The organism is Paenibacillus sp. YPG26, assembly GCF_023704175.1.
Classification (GTDB): domain Bacteria; phylum Bacillota; class Bacilli; order Paenibacillales; family Paenibacillaceae; genus Fontibacillus.
In genome coordinates, this window is sequence record NZ_CP084530.1 from 1325789 (window position 1) to 1344762 (window position 18974).

The window sequence follows — 18974 nt, forward strand, 5'->3', positions numbered from 1 at the left end:
CACTTACCGCATTAGCTTAAGATGAAGACCTGATGAAGGCCTAAATTGCCCGGCTTATTGACCGATAAATAGAATAACATATATTATTTTAGAATTTTGGAGATGATCGGATGCATCACAACGTACTGCAGGGACACTACAATTACTGGATGGTGCTTCTATCTTTTATTATTGCGATGTTCTCTTCTTATTCCGCGCTCACCCTGGCGGCCAAAATTAGTCATGCCCGCGGACGCACTCAGCTGGGCTGGCTGATTGCGGGTTCCAGCGTTATGGGCTGCGGCGTATGGGCTATGCATTTTATCGGCATGCTGGCTTATGATCTGAATCTCCAGGTCACTTATGATGCGGGCATTACGATCCTTTCACTCATTTTCATGATTCTGGCCTCCTACATCGCCTTCCGGATTACTTTGCCAACGAAGGTTAGGACCCGAAATCTTGCTATTGGGGGGTTCTGTATAGGCGGAGGAATCGTTGCGATGCATTATACCGGTATGGCAGCCATGCGGATGGGAGGGGAAATGGCCTATGATCCTCTATACTGGACACTGTCTGCCATTATTGCCCTTACCGCTTCTTACGCTTCGCTGTATCTGTTCCTGAAGTTTAGAAACAGGTCTTCGGCAAGCCTGGCGAAATGGACCTCAGCGTTTATTATGGCCTTGGCTATTTGCGGGATGCACTACACTGGCATGAAGGCAACAATCTTCACCTCGAATCATATCGGAGACGGGGCAGTCCCTAATTCAGACACCGACATGCAGATCAAGCTGCTTCTGCTAATCGGTGTATCGGCTGCAGTTGTGGTCGTTCTCTCGATCTCCTCCCTGGCCATATATTTCGATCGGCGTACCATGAGAGGAATGGCCTATACGGACGAACTAACAGGGCTGCCTAACCGGTACCGTATGAATCAATTCTTCGATGAGTACGACTTCCAGGCCCCGGATAGCCAGATGGCATTGCTGTTCGTTGACCTTGACCGGTTCAAGAATGTGAATGATACTCTCGGCCATGACTACGGAGATATGCTGGTCAGGGCAGTAGGTGACCGGCTGCGGAAGACGCTGAATCAGAGCGAGATCTACCGGCTGGGTGGCGATGAATTTCTATGTGCGCTAAGCGGTGTAGGACAAGCGGAGGCGGAACAATGGGCGAAAGTGCTTCTCGAGGAAATTCAGAAGCCCTTCATTATTGACGGATATGAACTTTATATTACAAGCAGTATCGGGGTAAGTCTCGCCCCACTGCATGGACAGGATAGGCATGCACTACTGAAGGCAGCGGATACTGCGATGTACAAGGCCAAGGAAGAAGGTAAGAACCGCTACCGTGTGTTTGATGAATCGCTGGACAGGGGGAGAATCCGCCGTCTGGGGCTGGAGAATGATCTGCGCAGAGCCGTACATAATGAGGAGTTCTTCGTGCTGTACCAGCCGAAATGGAATGCGGCCTCCGGCAAGGCAGCCGGAATGGAAGCCTTGATCAGGTGGCGTCACCCCAAGCTTGGAGTAATCTCCCCCGCCGAGTTCATTCCGATTGCCGAGGAGACAGGTCTTATCATTCCGATGACCCGCTGGATTATGAAGGAGGCCTGCAGACAGAATCAAGAGTGGCAGCAGGAAGGATTCGAACCCCAATGTGTCTCAGTCAATCTATCCGTACGAGTATTTGAAAGTCAGGATCTCCTGGATATGATTCAATCGGCACTTGCCAAGACTGGGCTTGCGTCCCAGTATCTTGAAGTCGAGATCACAGAGTCGATCCTGGCTTCAGATTTCCAAGGGATCATCAATCAGCTGATGAAGATCAGGGAGCTGGGCATCAAGATTGCCATGGATGACTTCGGTTCAGGCTATTCCTCACTTGGCTCACTGGACAAGCTGCCGATCGACACGCTCAAGATTGATCAGCTCTTCGTTCGGGAGTATGAATCCGGCTCAAAGAAAGCGATTATACAAGCAATCATCACGCTCGGTCAGCAGCTTAACCTTGAGCTTGTGGCAGAGGGAGTAGAGACGATTGAGCAATCCGAATTCCTGAACTGTCTCGGATGCAGCATTATGCAGGGCTATTACTACGGCAAGCCGATGAATGAGGATCAGATAAGGGAATGGCTTAGCCATACCAGGGTGTCAGGCTCAATTGGAACCCAAGTCTAAGCTAGTCCTATAGTTCCCGGGCGCTTCCGAAGCAAGCGAGGAATCTTAAGCCTATCTTAACTTTGTTCATAGTTAATCATCTATTGATAATACTCTGGTATACTTGGAAGGAAATTAAATCCAGGCTGCCAAGGAGCGATTCCCTTTGACTCGGACCCGATCTATTCTTCGTAAGTTGAAATGGTTTTTCCTATGCTTAGTTGTTCTAGTTATCGCAGGCATTACGTATGAACAAATTTCAGAGCATGTAACCCGGAACAAATACCAGCCCCCGGGCAGGCAGATTGATGTTGGCGGGTACAAGCTGCATATGGTTGAGGAAGGTAAGTCTGCCGGTCTGCCGACCGTGGTTCTGGAGTCAGGACTCGGAGTCCCGAATCCTAGTGAGGATTGGAGCAAGGTTCGGTCCAGGCTTGCCCAGGTAACCAAGGTAATCAGTTATGACCGGGCAGGATATGGATGGAGTGACCAGGCAGATTCAGAGCGGACGGCTTCAGCTTCGGCACAGGATCTGCACAAGCTATTGCAGGCGTCAGGCAACCCCGGCCCGTATGTGCTGGTCGCACATTCTTATGGCGGATTTATCGCTCAAATGTTCGCTTCACTGTATCCCGAGGATACCGCCGGTCTCGTCATGATTGACAGCTCCCAGGTTGGTCAGCAGCTCAGCTTCTCAGAAGGTCAGCTGCTTCTTATGCAAGCTTCCAGGATAACGGGTGTGAGTCGTCTTGCCGGAACCTTGGGACTTGTTCCTATGCCCGATCAGGATAAGGTGTCCAAGGATCTTTTCTACCAAATGGCCTTCAACCGCAACCATACCAGCGAGCTCCGGAACATGATGACAAAGTCAAAGGATCAAGTTCAGACAGTGGAGTCACAGGGCTTTGGCAGCTTGCCTCTAGCTGTGCTTGCCGTTCCGAACGAATATGCGGACTGGCTGGATATGCAGAAGAAGATGTCGGGTCTTTCCACGAACAGTACCTATCACGTGGTCCAGAATTCCACCCATTTTGTTCAGAAAGACCAGTTAGATCTTGTTGTTGATACTGCCCTCAACATGCTGAAGGAGATCGGTACGAACTAATGATATAGACGATAGTTCAAGGTACAGATCATCAATTTTTTGAATGCCGTACAGGCACGCCTGGGCGGCCGCCCACATAGAATGAAGTGACCGCAGACCGGTTGCACGCATTTATGCAGGAGGTGGCACCATTGCCCGGATTGTTCACGACAATTGCCTTGTTCATCAAACAGTTGACCCTTCTCGTGTCTTATGTCAAAAATAATGCTTTTCCCCAGCCGTTAACCGAGGAAGAGGAAGCGAAGCATCTCCAGCGCATGGCGGAAGGCGACCCCGTCAGCCGCAATATTCTGATTGAGCATAATCTTAGGCTTGTGGCCCACATCGTCAAAAAATTTGACAATACCGGCGAAGATCTGGAGGACTTGATCTCCATCGGTACGATTGGCCTGATCAAAGCGATTGAGAGCTTCCGGCTGGGCAAAGGCACCAAGCTGGCGACTTTCGCGGCCCGCTGCATAGAGAACGAGATTCTGATGCACCTGCGGTCACTCAAGAAGACGAAGAAGGATGTCTCCCTGCATGACCCGATTGGGACGGATAAGGAAGGGAATGAGATTACCTTAATCGATATCCTCGGCTCCGAGAACGATGATGTCGTCGAGCGGGTGCAGCTGAAGATGGAGAAGAGCAAGATCTATCAGAACCTGGATATTCTGGATGAGCGTGAGCAGGAGGTAATCCGGGGTAGGTTCGGGCTGGATCAGGGCGGTGAAGAGCGGACGCAGCGGGAAATCGCGAAGGAGCTTGGAATTTCGCGGAGTTATGTGTCCAGAATTGAGAAAAGAGCACTCATGAAGCTGTATCATGAGTTTTATAAGGCGAAGCGGTGAGAGAGGCCCGGGATGGAGATCCCGGGTTTTTGTTGTTATTAATTCTGGAAAGAGCTAGCCCGGTGCACTCCGATGGCGCAATGGTTTCGAACAAGATGAGACCTAGTACGATTACTGGGCGCGGCAATGATCCCAAGTAGATGGGGGAGAATCTTGACGGACTATGCCAACGATTTTTATTTTAGATTCAGATTAGGAACTGAGTTGTCAGGAATAATTGATAAAAAGTTCTACCGCAACATTATCCAAGATACCTGCGCCTGATTCATAATATAATGAACACTATTATATCTCGGACAAAGAAGGTGCAGATATTGACTCGTGAAGTAAGAACCGTGGTCTTCGACACGGACCTAGACTTTGAAGCCTATCAGTTTGAGGGGATTATGCAGAAGTTCCCCAACCATTTTCACGACTATTACGTAATTGGGTTTATTGAGCAAGGCAAGCGGCATTTGGTCTGCAACCAGGAAGAATATATACTAAATAGCGGGGATGTAATTATCTTCAATCCTCACGACCCTCACGCCTGTGCGCAGATTGACGGAAGCGCCTTGGACTACCGCTGCATCAATATTCAGCCGGAGGTCATGCGTAAATATGTGCTGGAAATAACAGGCCAAGAGTATACGCCGCGGTTCACACAGAACGTACTTTACCAGAGCGAGCTGGCTCTTCCCCTTCATGACCTGCATCAGATCATTCTGGAGGACAAGGAGGATTTCCACAAAGAGGAGTTGTTTCTGTTCCTGCTGGAGCAGTTGCTGAATGAATACACGGATGCGGACTTTCCTCCTCCCGCACAGGAACTGACCTATGAGATTATAACCATTTGCGAATACATGGAGTCCCATTATACGGAGAGCATTACCCTCAATCAATTAAGCGACTTAGTCGGATTAAGCAAATATCACTTGCTGCGGCTGTTCACCAGACAAAAAGGCATCTCCCCCTATTGCTATCTGGAGACCCTGCGGATTAATTACGCCAAGCGACTGCTGGGGCAAGGTATGCCCCCCTTGGAGGTTGCAGGTCAGACCGGATTCAGTGACCAGAGCCATTTTACGAATTTTTTCAAAAAGCTGATCGGTCTCACTCCCAAGCAATATATGCTCATATTCACTCAGCAAGCACGTACAGAGGATACCCCCTTATGACGGAGGAACGCAAGACAACCATGGGGCACTCGCTCGCTTTGCTGACCATTCTGATCTGGGGAACGACTTTTATCTCCACCAAGATCCTGCTTATTGACTTTATGCCTATAGAAATTCTCTTCTTCCGCTTTCTGCTTGGTTATGTGGTGCTGATGTTGATCTACTCACGTCCCGTGCGAACAGAATCCTTTCGGGAAGAGCTGCTGTTCATGGCGGCTGGATTATGCGGGGTAACCTTATATTTTCTTGTTGAAAATATCGCGTTGGTATATACCCTTGCCTCCAATGTAGGCGTGATTGTGTCAATTGCTCCCTTTTTGACAGCCGTATTGGCACATTTCTTCCTGGAGGGAGAAAAGCTACATCGACAATTCCTCTTGGGATTCGGGATAGCCCTCACCGGGATTGTACTAATTGGACTGAATGGGAGTTACGTCCTGAAGCTTAATCCGATTGGAGATCTGCTGGCCTTCCTGGCTCCTGCGGTCTGGGCAATCTATTCCGTACTAATGCGTAGAATCAGCCAGCGGAACTACCACATCATTGGGAGTACACGCAGAGTGTTCTTCTATGGATTACTGTTCATGATTCCTGCCCTTTTCCTGTCCAAATTCCACCTTGGCCTGACCCGCTTTGGAGATATAGGAAATATCATCAACATGCTCTTTCTTGGCCTGGGAGCTTCAGCTCTGTGTTTTGTGACCTGGAACCGGGCCGTTGGCCTTTTGGGTGCGGTTAAAACTAGCGTGTATATCTATCTGGTGCCTGTCATTACCGTAGCCGCATCTGCATTGATTCTGGAGGAGCAAATAACCTGGGTAACGGGGCTGGGAACGGGACTTACACTGCTTGGGTCGTTAATTTCAGAAGGGAAAAGCAGTAAGGTTATATCTTCACGCAGGGAACGCTCGGTGTAAAAAGGGACAAGTATTAAGAGGAAAGCTTGGTGCTTAAGTTACACTGTTAAGTTAACCAAATGAATTCACAAAGTGTACCATCATGGCAGCAAGATATTAATCGATATCCTCGGCTCAGAGAACGATGATGTCGTCGAGCTTGGAATTTCGCGGAGTTATGTGTCCAGATTTAGAAAAGAGTGCTCATGAAGCTGTATCATGAGTTTTATAAGGCGAAGCGGTGAGAGAGGCCCGGGATGGAGATCCCGGGTTTTTGTTTTGAAGAGATGTTCAAATATAAAAACTAAATCAAACAAAGTATCAAGAAAGTGAAAATTATCAAGTATTCTATAGAGTCTCTGTTGAGTGAGATCTTTAATCCAGTAGTGAAGGACCTTGCTAAATTAATTCGATTAACGGGTGATCGGGCTAAGTTGGACGCGAAAGCAAACGGGACAAATATAGTATATATAACAGCTGAAGGGCAAATAGTGAAAGAATATAGCTCGGGGAAGATCGAGAAAATGAATGAACAGGAATTTAAGCATGAATGAGACAAGTGCAACCATGTTTGTTGTTCGCTGGTAATAATGGAAGTGGTAAGAGCACCATTCGTAGTATGAATAACCTTTTGTCTCACTTAGACCATATAGATCAACTAGTCGTTATTGATAACAGTACAACAGATGGTGAAATTATTCTTGGAGCAGACAATAGTGGAGTGAAATATTATTTAGATGAATTGCCTGAATGGACGCAAAAAATCGATCGACAATTACAGAACAGAAACAGAACAAAAAAGTAAACCAATTCGAATCGGGAACGATCGTAAGTGGTTTGCTTTCTTGCATATTATTGTGTCCATAGCCTTAAAGAATTTGATAACACCAGGAAAGTATGGAGACTTAATCTCCGTTGGTACGATTTGCCTGATCAAAGCCATTGAGAGCTTTCAGCTGGGCGAAGGCACCAAGCTTGCGACTTTCGCCGCCCGTTGCATAGAGAACGAGATTTTGATGCACCTACGTTCACTCAAGAAGACCAAGTAGGATGTCTCCCTTCATGACCCGATTGGGACGGTTAAGGAAGCTAATGAAACTACCTTAATCGAGGTGTCATGAGCTTAATAAGGCGAAGCGGTGCGTGGATGGAAACCCGATTTTATTTTTTAATAGATCTGAAAGTATAACTAAAGCCTGACATAGTAGGTAGTTAAAATGTCAACGTGTCTTTAGACCGTTTTTTATTGTTGTGGAAAGAAAGACAATTGATAGTCTTTTCAGGGGAATCAACGCAGAAATTAATGATAACAAAATATTAAGTCGAAATTTGAAGTAAATGGAACTATATACATATTTATATTACTTTGTTTTCCATTTATTGTGTATATTGGTGAACTTAACTTTGACATACATTGGAGGGAAAAAGATGGATTTCAAAAAGTGTTTTTGTGTTTTTTTGCTCATTTTATGTTTGGTCTTATCGTCTTTCCCGAAAGTCACGGTACAAGCTGAATTGATAGATGCTTCCTCGAATGTGGGAGGTGATCAAATTCCTGCAGTTACCAAGAAGAATAACATTCTAGATCTCGACTTGCCGAGTGGTACTAATATTGATTTAACAACTTTAGAAGGGGGAGACAACATACAGAGCCGGTTTGAAACTCAGGCTGTTGATAAGAATGTGATTGTCATTTCTCCAGGTGAAAGTCTTGAATTTGTGAATCCTACTCCAGCGGTTAAATCAGTTTATACAAATGCAAGTCTTAAGAACGGAATTTTGTTCGATTATGCAGGGTATTCAGCTAATGGAAAAGCCACATACATTGATATGGATTCCGCTTCCCTTACACCTGTGATACCAGCAAATGGTGGCAGTTTAATAATTACTGCGCTTAATTCTCAAGTTAATCTTAAAGTTCCTGTTGATGTAATTTATGGTCACTCAGCAGAGCCAGCTTTGTTAAGAAAACCATTAGGCCGTGGTGAGAACTACCAGATTACTAACGTGGGAGAAGGTAACCTTCGTATTATGACAGACGCAACTTCAAGTAACGGAAAGCGACTTAGCTATGCAATCTACAAAGTGGATGGCAATGTTAAATCATCGAATCTTGAGACGAATTCGGATCTATCAAGCTCTCTTAGTTCAGGAGAGAATATTGTAGTTACCGGAGAATCGGACCAACCTATCGTTATAGGAACTTATTATAAAAATGCTGTTGGGCAAGAAATATCCGAACCTGCTTATGATAGCATTCAACTTCTTAAAGGAGAAAGCTATCAATTTACAAATATAGGTAAGTTCCCTGATTCAATTGAAAACAATGGGACGGTAATGGATAAGTTTGATTACGTAATTTATAAACCAGACGGGAGTGAACTTTCACGGGGGACAAATACCAGTTCTAAGCCATCATTTGCCCCTGGTCATCGTATTGTTATCACTTTAGTTACAGATAATCCAGTTACTTTTGGAGGACCCTATCGTTCGTTTGTCGGAAATTCTGTTAACGGCAATGCGATAAGCAGAGTAACACTATCGCTTGGACAATCTTATTTATTCCGTAACAACGGGTCGCTAACAAATCCAGTTAATAATAATGCAAGATTGGTAGGAAGTTTGTACGACTATGTGGTGTATCAGGGGGATGGTAATTACTACTCAAAAGGCTTCGGTAGTAAAACAACTCCAAATCTGCCTGCTGGCGGTTATGCCATAATAAATGTCGTATCAGGTCCCCCTGTTACTTTTGATTATACGGATGACTTCTCGGCTAAACCGAGCGATGAACCAGCCTTCTTCAAGATAACTCTTTCCAAAGGTGAAAGTTACGAATTTATTAATATAAGTGAATATACACGGACATTAGATAGTACCGCAACGAAGGATAGCAGATTCGATTGGGTAGAGTATTATCCCGATGGCACCCAACAGGGGACACAGACTAATACTTATAACAATCCGCTTGTTTCCAAGGGGAACAGAATAGTTGTTACGACCGTAACCGATGCCCCAGTTACCTTTGGAGTTGCATATAGATTATTCTCTTGGCGTGATAAGCCTGGTGAAGCAATTTCCCATCAAATAGTCCGATCTGGAGAATCGTATGTGTTCAGAAATAAGGGTAGCAAAACCGTATCCATTGTTAACGATGCCCAAGCTACAGAGAGAGCATATGATTATGTTTCGTATACGCCCGAAGGACTGGTAGAAAATAGAGGTTTTAACGAGAAAGTAAAAACAATCTCAATTCCTGCACAGGGTTCCTTGATTGTGACAGGACAATCGGATAACCCTGTTACTTTTGATTATACAGAAACAATTACTGTGGAACAGGCCAACCACCCAGCGATGACCAGAGTGACTTTGAATCAAGGGCAATCCTATTTCTATAAGAATATTAGAGACAAGGTTGATTATTTGTACTCTGATGCGATTCAGAATCTAAATGACTTTTCATATATAATCACAAAGCCAGATGGTAATGTCCACTCTCAGGGCCCAGTTAAGTTCAATATCGTTATGATTCCTGCTGGATATACGATTAAGGTAACAGCCAACTATTTGCATCCAACCATATTTGGAGCAGTCTTCACTTCATTTCTAGCTTCAGCGGCCCAGGAAAGTTCCTTATCAGAGAAAACAATAAAAACAAACGAGAGTTATATTTTTACAAATCCAGATGCCAAAAATCAAGTGTTAACCAAGAAAAGTGGCAGCAATTCTTCCTTATTTGATTACGTAATATACTCGTCAAAAGGAGAAGTTACAAAAATGGGGCTTAATATGGATAGTAACATCTCTATCCCCGCTGGAAGTTCGGCCGTAGTCACATCGGTTTCGCCGGAACCAGTTACTCTACAATATGTCAAACCCGTTGAAGCTGAATCCGTAGCAGAACCGGCATTCTTAAAAAAGCTGTTGAAGACAGGTGAATCTATTACATTTTCAAATGTTAGCAGCTACGATACTCAGCTTAAGACAGATGCCAGTATTAATAACAATCAATACTATGATTACACGATTATAAAAGCTGATGGCTCCCTTTTTAAGGAAGGTGCTCATGCGACTGGGGAGTTTGTTGTTCCTTCAGGCGATAATATCACGGTTAAAGTAAGTTCAACAAACCCGATTTCGTTTGCTGGACCTTATCGGATTTTTAAATCGGAGGATGCTTTAGAGTTTGTATTTGAGAAGTTGTACGAGAACCAGCCTCTAAACGTTACGAAGGATGCTGGTAATTGTGGTTATTATTTGTTCACACCAGCTCAAACCGGAAAATACCGTATTGCGGCAAAAGAAAATAACAACTCAGCCCAGAACCCTGTAATTACTATTTTTAGTGATCCTAAACTGCAAAATGCTCTGGTAGTGAGTAACAGTGATGAGAAAATATATGGCAATGTGGTCATACCCCTGTCAAGTAGACAGGTCTAAAAAGACATGTTTAAGCAGCAACCGTTTCTCGGTATTCAACCGGGGAACGGTTGTTTAGTTTTTTCTGGAATCTACTTTGGTTATAAAATGAAATATACTCGCGCACCTGTTTTTCTACCTCAGCTAAGGTTTGGGGATTGCTTAAATATATCTTTTCCGTTTTCAGATGAGAAAAGAAGGATTCTATGCATGCGTTGTCCAGACAGTTTCCGCGTCTGGAATGGCTTCCGAGGATCCCAAGTCCAGTAAGTTTACGGTTAAATGGTTTGGAGGTGTATTGAAATCCCTGGTCTGAATGGAGAATAGCTCCCTCCAAATTTACATCTTTACTTAACGCGTCTAGCGTTTCGTTAACCAGAGCCAGATCGTTTCGTTCCGAAAGGTGCCAGGCTACGATCTCGTTGTTATACAGATCCTGGATTGCCGAAAGGTAGACAAACCGTTCCCCAACCCGTATGTAGGTAATGTCGGTAGCCAGTTTAGATAAAGGAGTATCCGCCTGAAATTGACGATCCAGCAGATTGGGATTCACGACAGAAGCCTGTTTACCGAAAAAACGACGCTTCTTTCGAATGACCGACTGAATCCCCAATTTCTTCATAATTCGGTAGACCCTTTTGTGGTTAACTACGAGGCCTTCTTTCCGTAAAGCAACCGTCATACGCAGATAACCAAAGTAGGGATGAAGGCGGTGGAGCGACAACATATGAGCTTCCAGTAGCTTGTCCCTTTCTTTACGCTGCCTGGCTGTCTGCTGAGCCCTTCTCCATTTGTAATAGCCTGCTCGTGAAACATGGGCTAACTCTAATAGCCATTTCAGTGAATACCTCTCTCGCATTTCCTCGATGATTCCGAACCTGGTTGCTTTCTTCGTCACTCCTTGTGCAGATTTGGATACTGCTTTTTTAAATATTCAATCTCCGCTCGTAGATACGCCATTTCTTCTTCCATGCTGGAAAACTTCGTTTTCGGTCGTCCTCGTCTTGGGCTAGTTGGCTCTAAAATCTCACCTGTTCGATATTTTGTTGCCCAGGTTTGTACCTGAGACTTATTACGAACGCCCAACTGTTTCGCCACTTCACGAATACTTCTCTGCTCCTCGTTCACCAACCGGACTGCCTCCATCTTTAATTCCAAGGAGTACTTCCGAAAGGTTTGCCCCTTTTTGGCCATGAAAAATCCCCTCCGCTCAACAAGAATTAAATCCATCTTACCAGATGTCTTTTTTCTCTTGTCTACTAGAAGGGGATAATACCAATGATATTGTCTTTATTGAAGCTGATTTACTAGCTGGAACTAAATACTATGTAAAAGTCGAAGAGAAGAATGGTAAGGAATTGCAGCTATTTCTAGCTGCAGCAATCCTGAAAGTAACTCCAAATGCTACTTATGACTACAGCCCTACGGGAAGATTAATTAAAGTAGTATTCCCGACGGGGGACGTTATTTTATTTGAATACGATGCAAATGGCAACTTAAAGAAAAAGACCAAGCAAGTATATCCTTTCTAATCCAGAGGTGATCAAATGCTAAAACGTATATTAGTATCCATCTTGTGCTTATCAATTACTTTTACGGGCTTAGGGACAATAGCAAATGCAGTTAAAGATGAACAGCAAGCTTTAAGTTCAAATGGGAATAGAAAGCAGGAGATTGTAACCCTCTCAGGAATTCTGGAGAAGTTCCATAAAGAGGAGTTGTGGTTAGACCAACAGCTTGCCGAAGGTTACTCCCTGTACGAAATTTATACAGCGCTAGATCAATCGGGCGGAGATCTTAGTGCCTATAAAACCATTATTAATAAAAACGGAACAAAAACGAAAGATCCTCAAGTACAAGTAAATAAGTTAGAGACTAGCTCAGCTTTGACTTTAAATCGTCCCAGCTCATTGGCTGCACAGACGGATTATGACCAAGCAGCAGTAGACCATTTGCCTGTAGATCAGCCCTGGTCCCCATATGTGGAGAGTTATGGTAGCGATTCGGTATCCGTAGCGACAGGCGATCTAAATGTTGGTTATACCGACTTTATATTGCCTGGTTTAATCCCGTTCTCCTTGAACCGGGTATATGACAGCTCCAAAGCCAATAATGATATTTCCGTAAAGCTTAGTGGCGGTAATTACAAAAATGAAGCGGGAACACGAAGAGAGGAGTCTGATTCGCAGCTAGGCAGAGGATGGAGATGGGATCAGCCTTACATTATGACACGGGACAGCCGCAGATTTATGTATTTTCCGGGAATCGGCACATACCGTATACTTACTGATCTATCCTTGCAGGGCTACAAGTATAAGAATCTCAAACTTGCTGATGACACAAGCGCAGTTGTTAATGGGAGAACAAGTAAATACAAACTCGCAGTTTTAAATGGACCAAACTATTATTTTGATGATGCCGGATATTTGATTCTAATTAAGGATGATTACAATAACCGGGTGGATTTCAGTTATACCAAGCAGGGAACTGGAAATGTCCTCACTAGGGTGAAAAACAGCGATGGAAACGAGCTTGTTTTTACTTATACAGATACGCAAGTAACCGTGAAACAAACGGGTACAGAGCTTGTTAAGGTATATACGCATGCTATGGATGAAGACCGGCCGGTGCTGACTAAAGTAACGGATGCTCTTGGGAAAGAAACCAAGTATTATTACAGTATGCCTGAAGCGCGGTTTAACTTTTTAGCCAATTTGGTTGGTCAGTTGGATCAACAATCTTGGGACAAATCTGCACTTCTGACACGTATTGTATCTCCGACCTCTTCAATAACGGATTTTGATTATGCCCCATCTCTGAAAACGATTGGCAGCTATGCAACTAGGTTTGTATTTAAAACGACTAAACGCCAAGATGCCTATGCGGTTCTGAGAGGCGATATTTTAGTCTATAAAAGATTATTCAAGTACACCAACGAGGACTTAACAAGTTTCGGGAAGGATGCAAAATGGATTACAACTATTGAAGGACCGCATTCCAAACAAACTTTCCAACTTCGAAAATTATTTGATGGTGCAACACAGCCAGATATCCACTATCTTGATGAATACCGAAGCGACGGAGACCAGACTGCGTCGGTTGAGAATCTGACTTATGATTCATCAAAAAGAAACCTTCCAATAAAAGTTGAAGACTGCTTTATTCAAAACGGAAAGAAATCTGAGTCAGTGACCGGAGAATACAAATATGATGAGAATGGGTTCATACTTTCGCTGAAGAAAAGTACCGGCCAAGAGACTACTTATGACTATCAAAAATCAGCTGAACCGTACTTTTGGAATCAGCCTAGTAGAGTGAAAACCAAGCTTGCTGACAATCAATTCAGGGTTGAAACTAATACTTATGATTCGCTAGGGGGATTAAAGCAGTCGTCTATCTCTGAAACGGGCTCAATTAACAAACTTCTGTCTCAGGCTAATTACCAATACGATAGCTATGGAAACCCGGTTGTTGTTGAGGTGAAGGATGATTCAAGGACAATATCAACAAGACAATCCTATGAATCACCTTTCGGACATCATCTGCTTACAAAGGAGTCTACCCAAGTAACGGGTATTGATAACTCTTCATCAACGGTATCGAGTCAATATGAGTACTCCCGTACAGGGGCACTTTTCTTGGGAATTGACGAAACAGGGAATAAGACGTCATATAAATACGATAAGACCGGACGTATAGTTCAAACTAGCTACAGTGATGGTTCTACCGAAAAAGTCGTTTATGATGATAATTTGAACACAGTAATAACCACCGATCCTAGCGGATTGGTTACAATCAACAAATATAATCCTGTAGGGTTTCTTGCTCAACAAGTGCGGGATGATACAGTATTCCAATATTTTTATGATACTGAAGGCAATACCGAGGAGTATATCGATGCTGAAGGTAATAAGATCAGTTATAAATACGATTCAATGGATCGATTGGTTCAAACTAGTTATGCAGATGGCTCGAAGGATCTGGTTGGCTATGATTTAGTTAATCGGACTACGACCTATACAGATGCATCAGGATATAAAAAGAAGGAGACGTATGATCTTCTCGGACAGACTGTATCTATAGAGGAATTTAATAATGAGGCGAATATCGTATTAGAGAAACGGGGGTACAACCTAGTTGGTAATGTAATCTCGGTTACGGACGGGAAAAATCAGCAAACAATTTATGGGTATGACGGATTAGGAAGAATAATATCCGTAACCGATCCCAAGCAACAGAACACGAAGTATACGTACAGCCTTTCCGGTAACCTAACTAAAATTCAGCTTTCAGACCGGTCTGAGATTAATAAGCAGTACGATGAATTAGGCCGGGAAATACTACATGTTAATCAAGGTAATCAATCCAGAAAGTATTATTATGATGCTCGAGGAAATATCGCCAAGTTTGTGGATTTCTCTGGAAAACCCAAAGAATATCAGTACGATAGCGATAATAACTTGACTCAAATTAAGGCTTCGGAAAATACAATAAACTATACATTTGATTTCTCTGGTCGCCGGACCACAATGCAGGATTCGCAAGGTACAACAAGATATACTTACGATCCAACGGATGGTTCCTTAATAACATTAAAATATCCGGATGGGACAAAAATTGAATATAGTTATAACACGCAAGTACGGACAGGTTACACATTGGTGTCTCCTAATGGGTCTGCAACACAGATCCAGGGTAATTTGGACGAGTTAAATAGAGTCAAGGATCTTGAAGTGTCCAGCAAGAATGGAACTGCTGCCGCATTGGCTGCCACACCTGGAGACAAGCTATCGTTTGAATATGGATCAAACAAATTACTAAAAAAATTAACAACTGCAAGTGGTACAGGGATAGTTTATAGCTATAAAGGATATGATCTGTCGGGTATATCTGTAGAACAAGGCGGTAATCAAAAGCAGCAGTTCAATTATCAATACGATAACAATAAGAACATAATTAGTCGTACTCAGAATCAAATATCAGATTCTTTCGATTATGATCCATTAAATCGTATCCAGAAAGAAAGCACCAAAGAGAACACTAGAACTTACAGCTACGATAACAAGGGAAATCGAATTGATGTAGAGGGATCCAAAATTTCGGGTATGCAGAATGCGGAGTATACATTTGACAGTCTGGATCGTCTAATAGGGGTAAAAGGAGAGGGGAAAGAAGTCTCTTACCGGTATAATGGAGATGGCCTATTATATGAACGTAAGGAAAAAGATAAAAAGATTCGTTACTATTATGATGAAGAAGCCAAATTAATTGCCGAGGCAGAAGTCAAACCAGACGGATCACCTAAGCTCTTATATGTTTATGTTTATGATTTGGGAGGACAATTATGGGCCCGTAAAGACAAGAATACAGGCGCCATGCAGTATTACCAATTCAATGGCCATGGAGATGTGATTGGTCTAACCGACAGCAAAGGAACCGAACTCAATAGTTATACTTATGATGTATGGGGTAATCCAGAGAGTAGCAAAGAAACAGTCCCCAATATATTCAGATATTCTGGTGAGTACTGGGATGAGACCACTGGGCTTCAGTACTTGCGGGCCCGCTGGTATGACCCGGGAATTGGAAGATTTATAGCTGAAGATACGTATGAAGGTGATGTTTCTAATCCCCTGAGTCAAAATTTGTATACGTATGTAGAGAATAACCCGCTGACCAATGTGGATCCAAGTGGGCACGAAAGAATAGTAGTATCGGGAGGAGATTATTCTGTCGATTCTCATGGAGGATATGATTATAATTTCATCGAACCAGCACTTAAAAAGATACGTGAATTACGGAAAGCCAATCCTAGGGAGACGATTGCATGGCTTATTGCTAATGCTGGATGGAGTAATAGTGATTGGGCTAACTTTTCGAAAGCTGTTAGCTCTTTGAATGTTAATATAGTGGGATTAAGCACTGCAGACGATTTCATTAACTACATTAACAATAAAACTGGTGGTAAAAGCAGAATGAATGATAAAATAACTAGTTTTACACTTTTCTCACACGGACTTACCGGAATTATACCACTAGGGTATAACTATGATTCTTCATACAATCAGAATTTAAATTTGACAACATCTAAGATAAAAAAAATTAATGGCAATGCATTTAGTAATCCCCTTTCATGGTTTTACTCGTGCAATACAGGAACTGACGGCAATGATAGTTTCGCTAAGGCTTGGGTTAACCAAGTTGGTGGGACAACTTATGCATATGAAGGTAAAACAACATATCAATATATGATGTATCCAAGAGAGTATTATACTTGGAAAGCAAAAATCAACAGAGCACTAGGCGGTAAATGGGCTGCTTACGCTGAATTTGTTGAATTAGCGAGGAAGTCATATGGATTTTCGATTATCGGTTCTGCGCGATATCCTGAAGCTGCAAGCGGAGCGACGTTATTAAAGTTTACAAGGTAAGGGTGATGTAAATGGCAAGAGGAGTGAAGAGAATATTCTCTATAATGTTGTACATTATATTAATTGCTATTTTGGTAAACTTTGTTCCCGTAAAGTTTGCAGTAAAGCTAGAAGATGCCCAAAAACAGCTAGAAGTCGGCAAATACATTTGCGTAACAGAGTCTAAATATGTGTTTGAGACAGGATGGATTGCAAAAAAGAAAATTAATAAACACTTAAAAGAAACCCTTGCTGTAAAAGTATCTCGAAATAGTCCGGATAAGTATTTATCTAATTCCCAGTTTGATTTTAAATGGTTTGAAATTGAGAACAGATTCCTTCTAACTGGCGAAGTCGGAAATTATGAAAGAAATAAGGATACCAATGTTTTATATGCCGATCTTGATGTAGATAAATGGGAAGTAATATATCCAATCAATCGAGCATCGTTTAGAAAATATTTTACGCCTCCAGGCTACCTTACCATTTATGACTATGACTTGATAAAAGTAATAAAAACATTGTTGTAGATTTACTCGAATAACCACCATGGGGTATCCCTCAGAGTCTTACTCTTATTCCCCACCCAGTGCCAAATGAATCGGGCAACAAGTCCTAAAAGAAGGTAACCGTTAATCCCCGTGCACTATTTTTAGCGATATTCCATTATGTTAGACAGGTCAATTATGGGTCAGATACTACCACGATTGACCTGCTTTTTGTTATCTTAGCTTTCTCACCGTTTTATCAAAATGAATTTCAACTGTAAAATAACCTGTTCCGATAGTGAGAGTGAATTACAAGCTATATTACTAAGCAGCCAGCACGGGCTTATCCCGACAACTGGCTGCTTAAGTTTGCAAAGTGTGCTTCGATCCTTGTCCTCAAAGGATTTCAAAGACCATATATAGAAATTCTAAATTCTTAAGCGTTCAAATCGTACAATCCAGGGCTGTGCTCATTTGGCATTTCTGGCATAACCGGAACAGGGAAGCCCTGAGGTGGATCAACGACATTCAGAGTACCGCCGTTACGGCTTGGGGTCTGGCCGCTGAAGATTTCGCCGATGCGCGTCGAATCCAGGCGGAAGTTGAATTGGGCATTATGGAAGCCCATATCCACATATTTACGGCACTCCGGGTATTTGTTGATATCGTAGTTGGGCACAGGGAACAGCTTGCCCCACTCCACACCTAGCGTCTCCAAAGCTTTGGCAAAAGCGTTCTGGTGCGCATTGTCGCGGACAATGAGGAAAGCAAGCGTCTCGCGAAACGTTTGGTTGGAGCTCATTTCATAAATCCGGGACTTCTGGAGAACGCCAGTCGATTCAAGCACCAGGTTGTCGAGAAGGTCGCTGATTAGATTTCCGTGACTGTATACATAGTTACCGTTCCAAGGGTTGCCTGCCGCATCCACGGGCAGGGAACTCTGAGCCCCCATAATAAAATGGTGGGGATTGGCGTGCTTAATCGCATTCTCAAGAGGGGCACCGGTCACGCCGCCATTCCCTACAGCTTCTTCTCCAGACCCAGTCAGGAGTTGGTTAATTGTATGCTGCACTAACTCAACATGGCTGATCTCTTCTAAGAAAATACCACGCAGCAAATCCCGGTACTGTAGAGCATTACCGCGGAAATTGTTGCTTTGGAAGAAAAACTGCATCATAGTACGCATCTCACCAAATCGTCCGCCCAAGGTTTCTTGCAGAACTTTAGCCGCTTCTGGATCAGGTTTGTCCGGAACAATGACATTGATTAAATCTTCTTTATAGAAATACATTTGTTGTCCTCCTGTTGTCCACTAAGGCTGGAATGAAATTAATAACACTCATGCATCATTGTGGCGCAGATGCTGAATTACTATGCGCAAGCAGGTCTGCTTAAAAATTCCAGCTTTATTTAAGGCCAGGTGTATGCTGATATCTGACATGAATCTACATAAACATAGCGATTTAACCGATATAGATGTTACATCTGACTTCATGCTTATCTGTGAAGAATGGTGATGTTT

At 43.2% G+C, this 18974-nt stretch carries 12 protein-coding genes and 2 pseudogenes; 12 read left to right on the forward strand and 2 right to left on the reverse strand.

Annotated elements, in window-relative coordinates; all coding sequences use genetic code 11:
• The first annotated feature begins 110 nt into the window (after positions 1-110).
• The 9 genes and pseudogenes from LDO05_RS06150 to LDO05_RS06185 all read left to right on the forward strand — a co-directional run bounded on the left by LDO05_RS06150 (position 111) and on the right by LDO05_RS06185 (position 10575).
• Positions 111-2165 (forward strand): putative bifunctional diguanylate cyclase/phosphodiesterase, encoded by a 2055-nt coding sequence (locus LDO05_RS06150; protein ID WP_251377983.1) that lies wholly within the window; start codon positions 111-113, stop codon positions 2163-2165.
• Between the two features lie 145 nt (positions 2166-2310).
• Positions 2311-3249: an alpha/beta hydrolase gene (locus LDO05_RS06155; RefSeq protein WP_251377984.1), complete on the forward strand. Its 939-nt coding sequence runs from the start codon at positions 2311-2313 to the stop codon at positions 3247-3249.
• Between the two features lie 131 nt (positions 3250-3380).
• On the forward strand, positions 3381-4082 hold the full coding sequence (gene sigK / locus LDO05_RS06160) for an RNA polymerase sporulation sigma factor SigK (RefSeq protein WP_251377985.1): 702 nt from the start codon (positions 3381-3383) through the stop codon (positions 4080-4082).
• 314 nt (positions 4083-4396) lie between these two features.
• Positions 4397-5239: an AraC family ligand binding domain-containing protein gene (locus LDO05_RS06165; RefSeq protein ID WP_251378632.1), complete on the forward strand. Its 843-nt coding sequence runs from the start codon at positions 4397-4399 to the stop codon at positions 5237-5239.
• Entirely contained in the window at positions 5236-6156 is a 921-nt protein-coding gene (locus LDO05_RS06170; protein ID WP_251377986.1) for a DMT family transporter, read from the forward strand. Before LDO05_RS06165 ends, LDO05_RS06170 begins: the two co-directional genes overlap by 4 nt.
• A gap of 135 nt (positions 6157-6291) precedes the next feature.
• Positions 6292-6380, forward strand: a pseudogene (locus LDO05_RS18900) (RNA polymerase subunit sigma); the annotation flags it as partial.
• Positions 6381-6685: 305 nt separating this feature from the next.
• Positions 6686-6940 (forward strand): ATP-binding cassette domain-containing protein, encoded by a 255-nt coding sequence (locus tag LDO05_RS06175; RefSeq protein WP_251377987.1) that lies wholly within the window; start codon positions 6686-6688, stop codon positions 6938-6940.
• A gap of 27 nt (positions 6941-6967) precedes the next feature.
• Positions 6968-7250, forward strand: a pseudogene (locus tag LDO05_RS06180) (sigma factor); the annotation flags it as partial.
• Between the two features lie 313 nt (positions 7251-7563).
• Complete coding sequence (locus LDO05_RS06185; RefSeq protein WP_251377988.1) at positions 7564-10575, forward strand: hypothetical protein; 3012 nt, start codon at positions 7564-7566, stop codon at positions 10573-10575.
• A 10-nt stretch (positions 10576-10585) separates the two neighbouring features.
• Here LDO05_RS06185 and LDO05_RS06190 read toward each other — a convergent pair.
• Positions 10586-11748, reverse strand: a protein-coding gene (locus tag LDO05_RS06190; RefSeq protein ID WP_481857023.1) for an IS3 family transposase whose coding sequence is annotated in 2 segments (ribosomal slippage) — positions 10586-11484 and positions 11484-11748 — 1164 coding nt in all. Because the reading frame shifts where the segments join, the coding sequence is not laid out codon by codon here.
• A 44-nt stretch (positions 11749-11792) separates the two neighbouring features.
• On the opposite strand from LDO05_RS06190, the gene LDO05_RS06195 reads away from it, so the two are divergent.
• The 3 genes from LDO05_RS06195 to LDO05_RS06205 are packed head-to-tail and all read left to right on the forward strand — an operon-like array spanning position 11793 to position 17494.
• The gene (locus tag LDO05_RS06195) at positions 11793-12086 is read left to right on the forward strand and encodes an RHS repeat domain-containing protein (protein ID WP_251377989.1); all 294 of its coding nucleotides are present in this window, start codon (positions 11793-11795) and stop codon (positions 12084-12086) included.
• A 15-nt stretch (positions 12087-12101) separates the two neighbouring features.
• Positions 12102-16985: an RHS repeat-associated core domain-containing protein gene (locus tag LDO05_RS06200; protein ID WP_251377990.1), complete on the forward strand. Its 4884-nt coding sequence runs from the start codon at positions 12102-12104 to the stop codon at positions 16983-16985.
• Between the two features lie 11 nt (positions 16986-16996).
• A complete protein-coding gene (locus tag LDO05_RS06205; RefSeq protein ID WP_251377991.1) occupies positions 16997-17494 on the forward strand; it encodes a hypothetical protein in 498 nt (165 codons plus the stop codon).
• 394 nt (positions 17495-17888) lie between these two features.
• On the opposite strand, the gene LDO05_RS06210 is transcribed toward LDO05_RS06205, so the two are convergent.
• On the reverse strand, positions 17889-18743 hold the full coding sequence (locus LDO05_RS06210; protein ID WP_251377992.1) for a manganese catalase family protein: 855 nt from the start codon (positions 18741-18743) through the stop codon (positions 17889-17891).
• Positions 18744-18974: the final 231 nt, after the last annotated feature.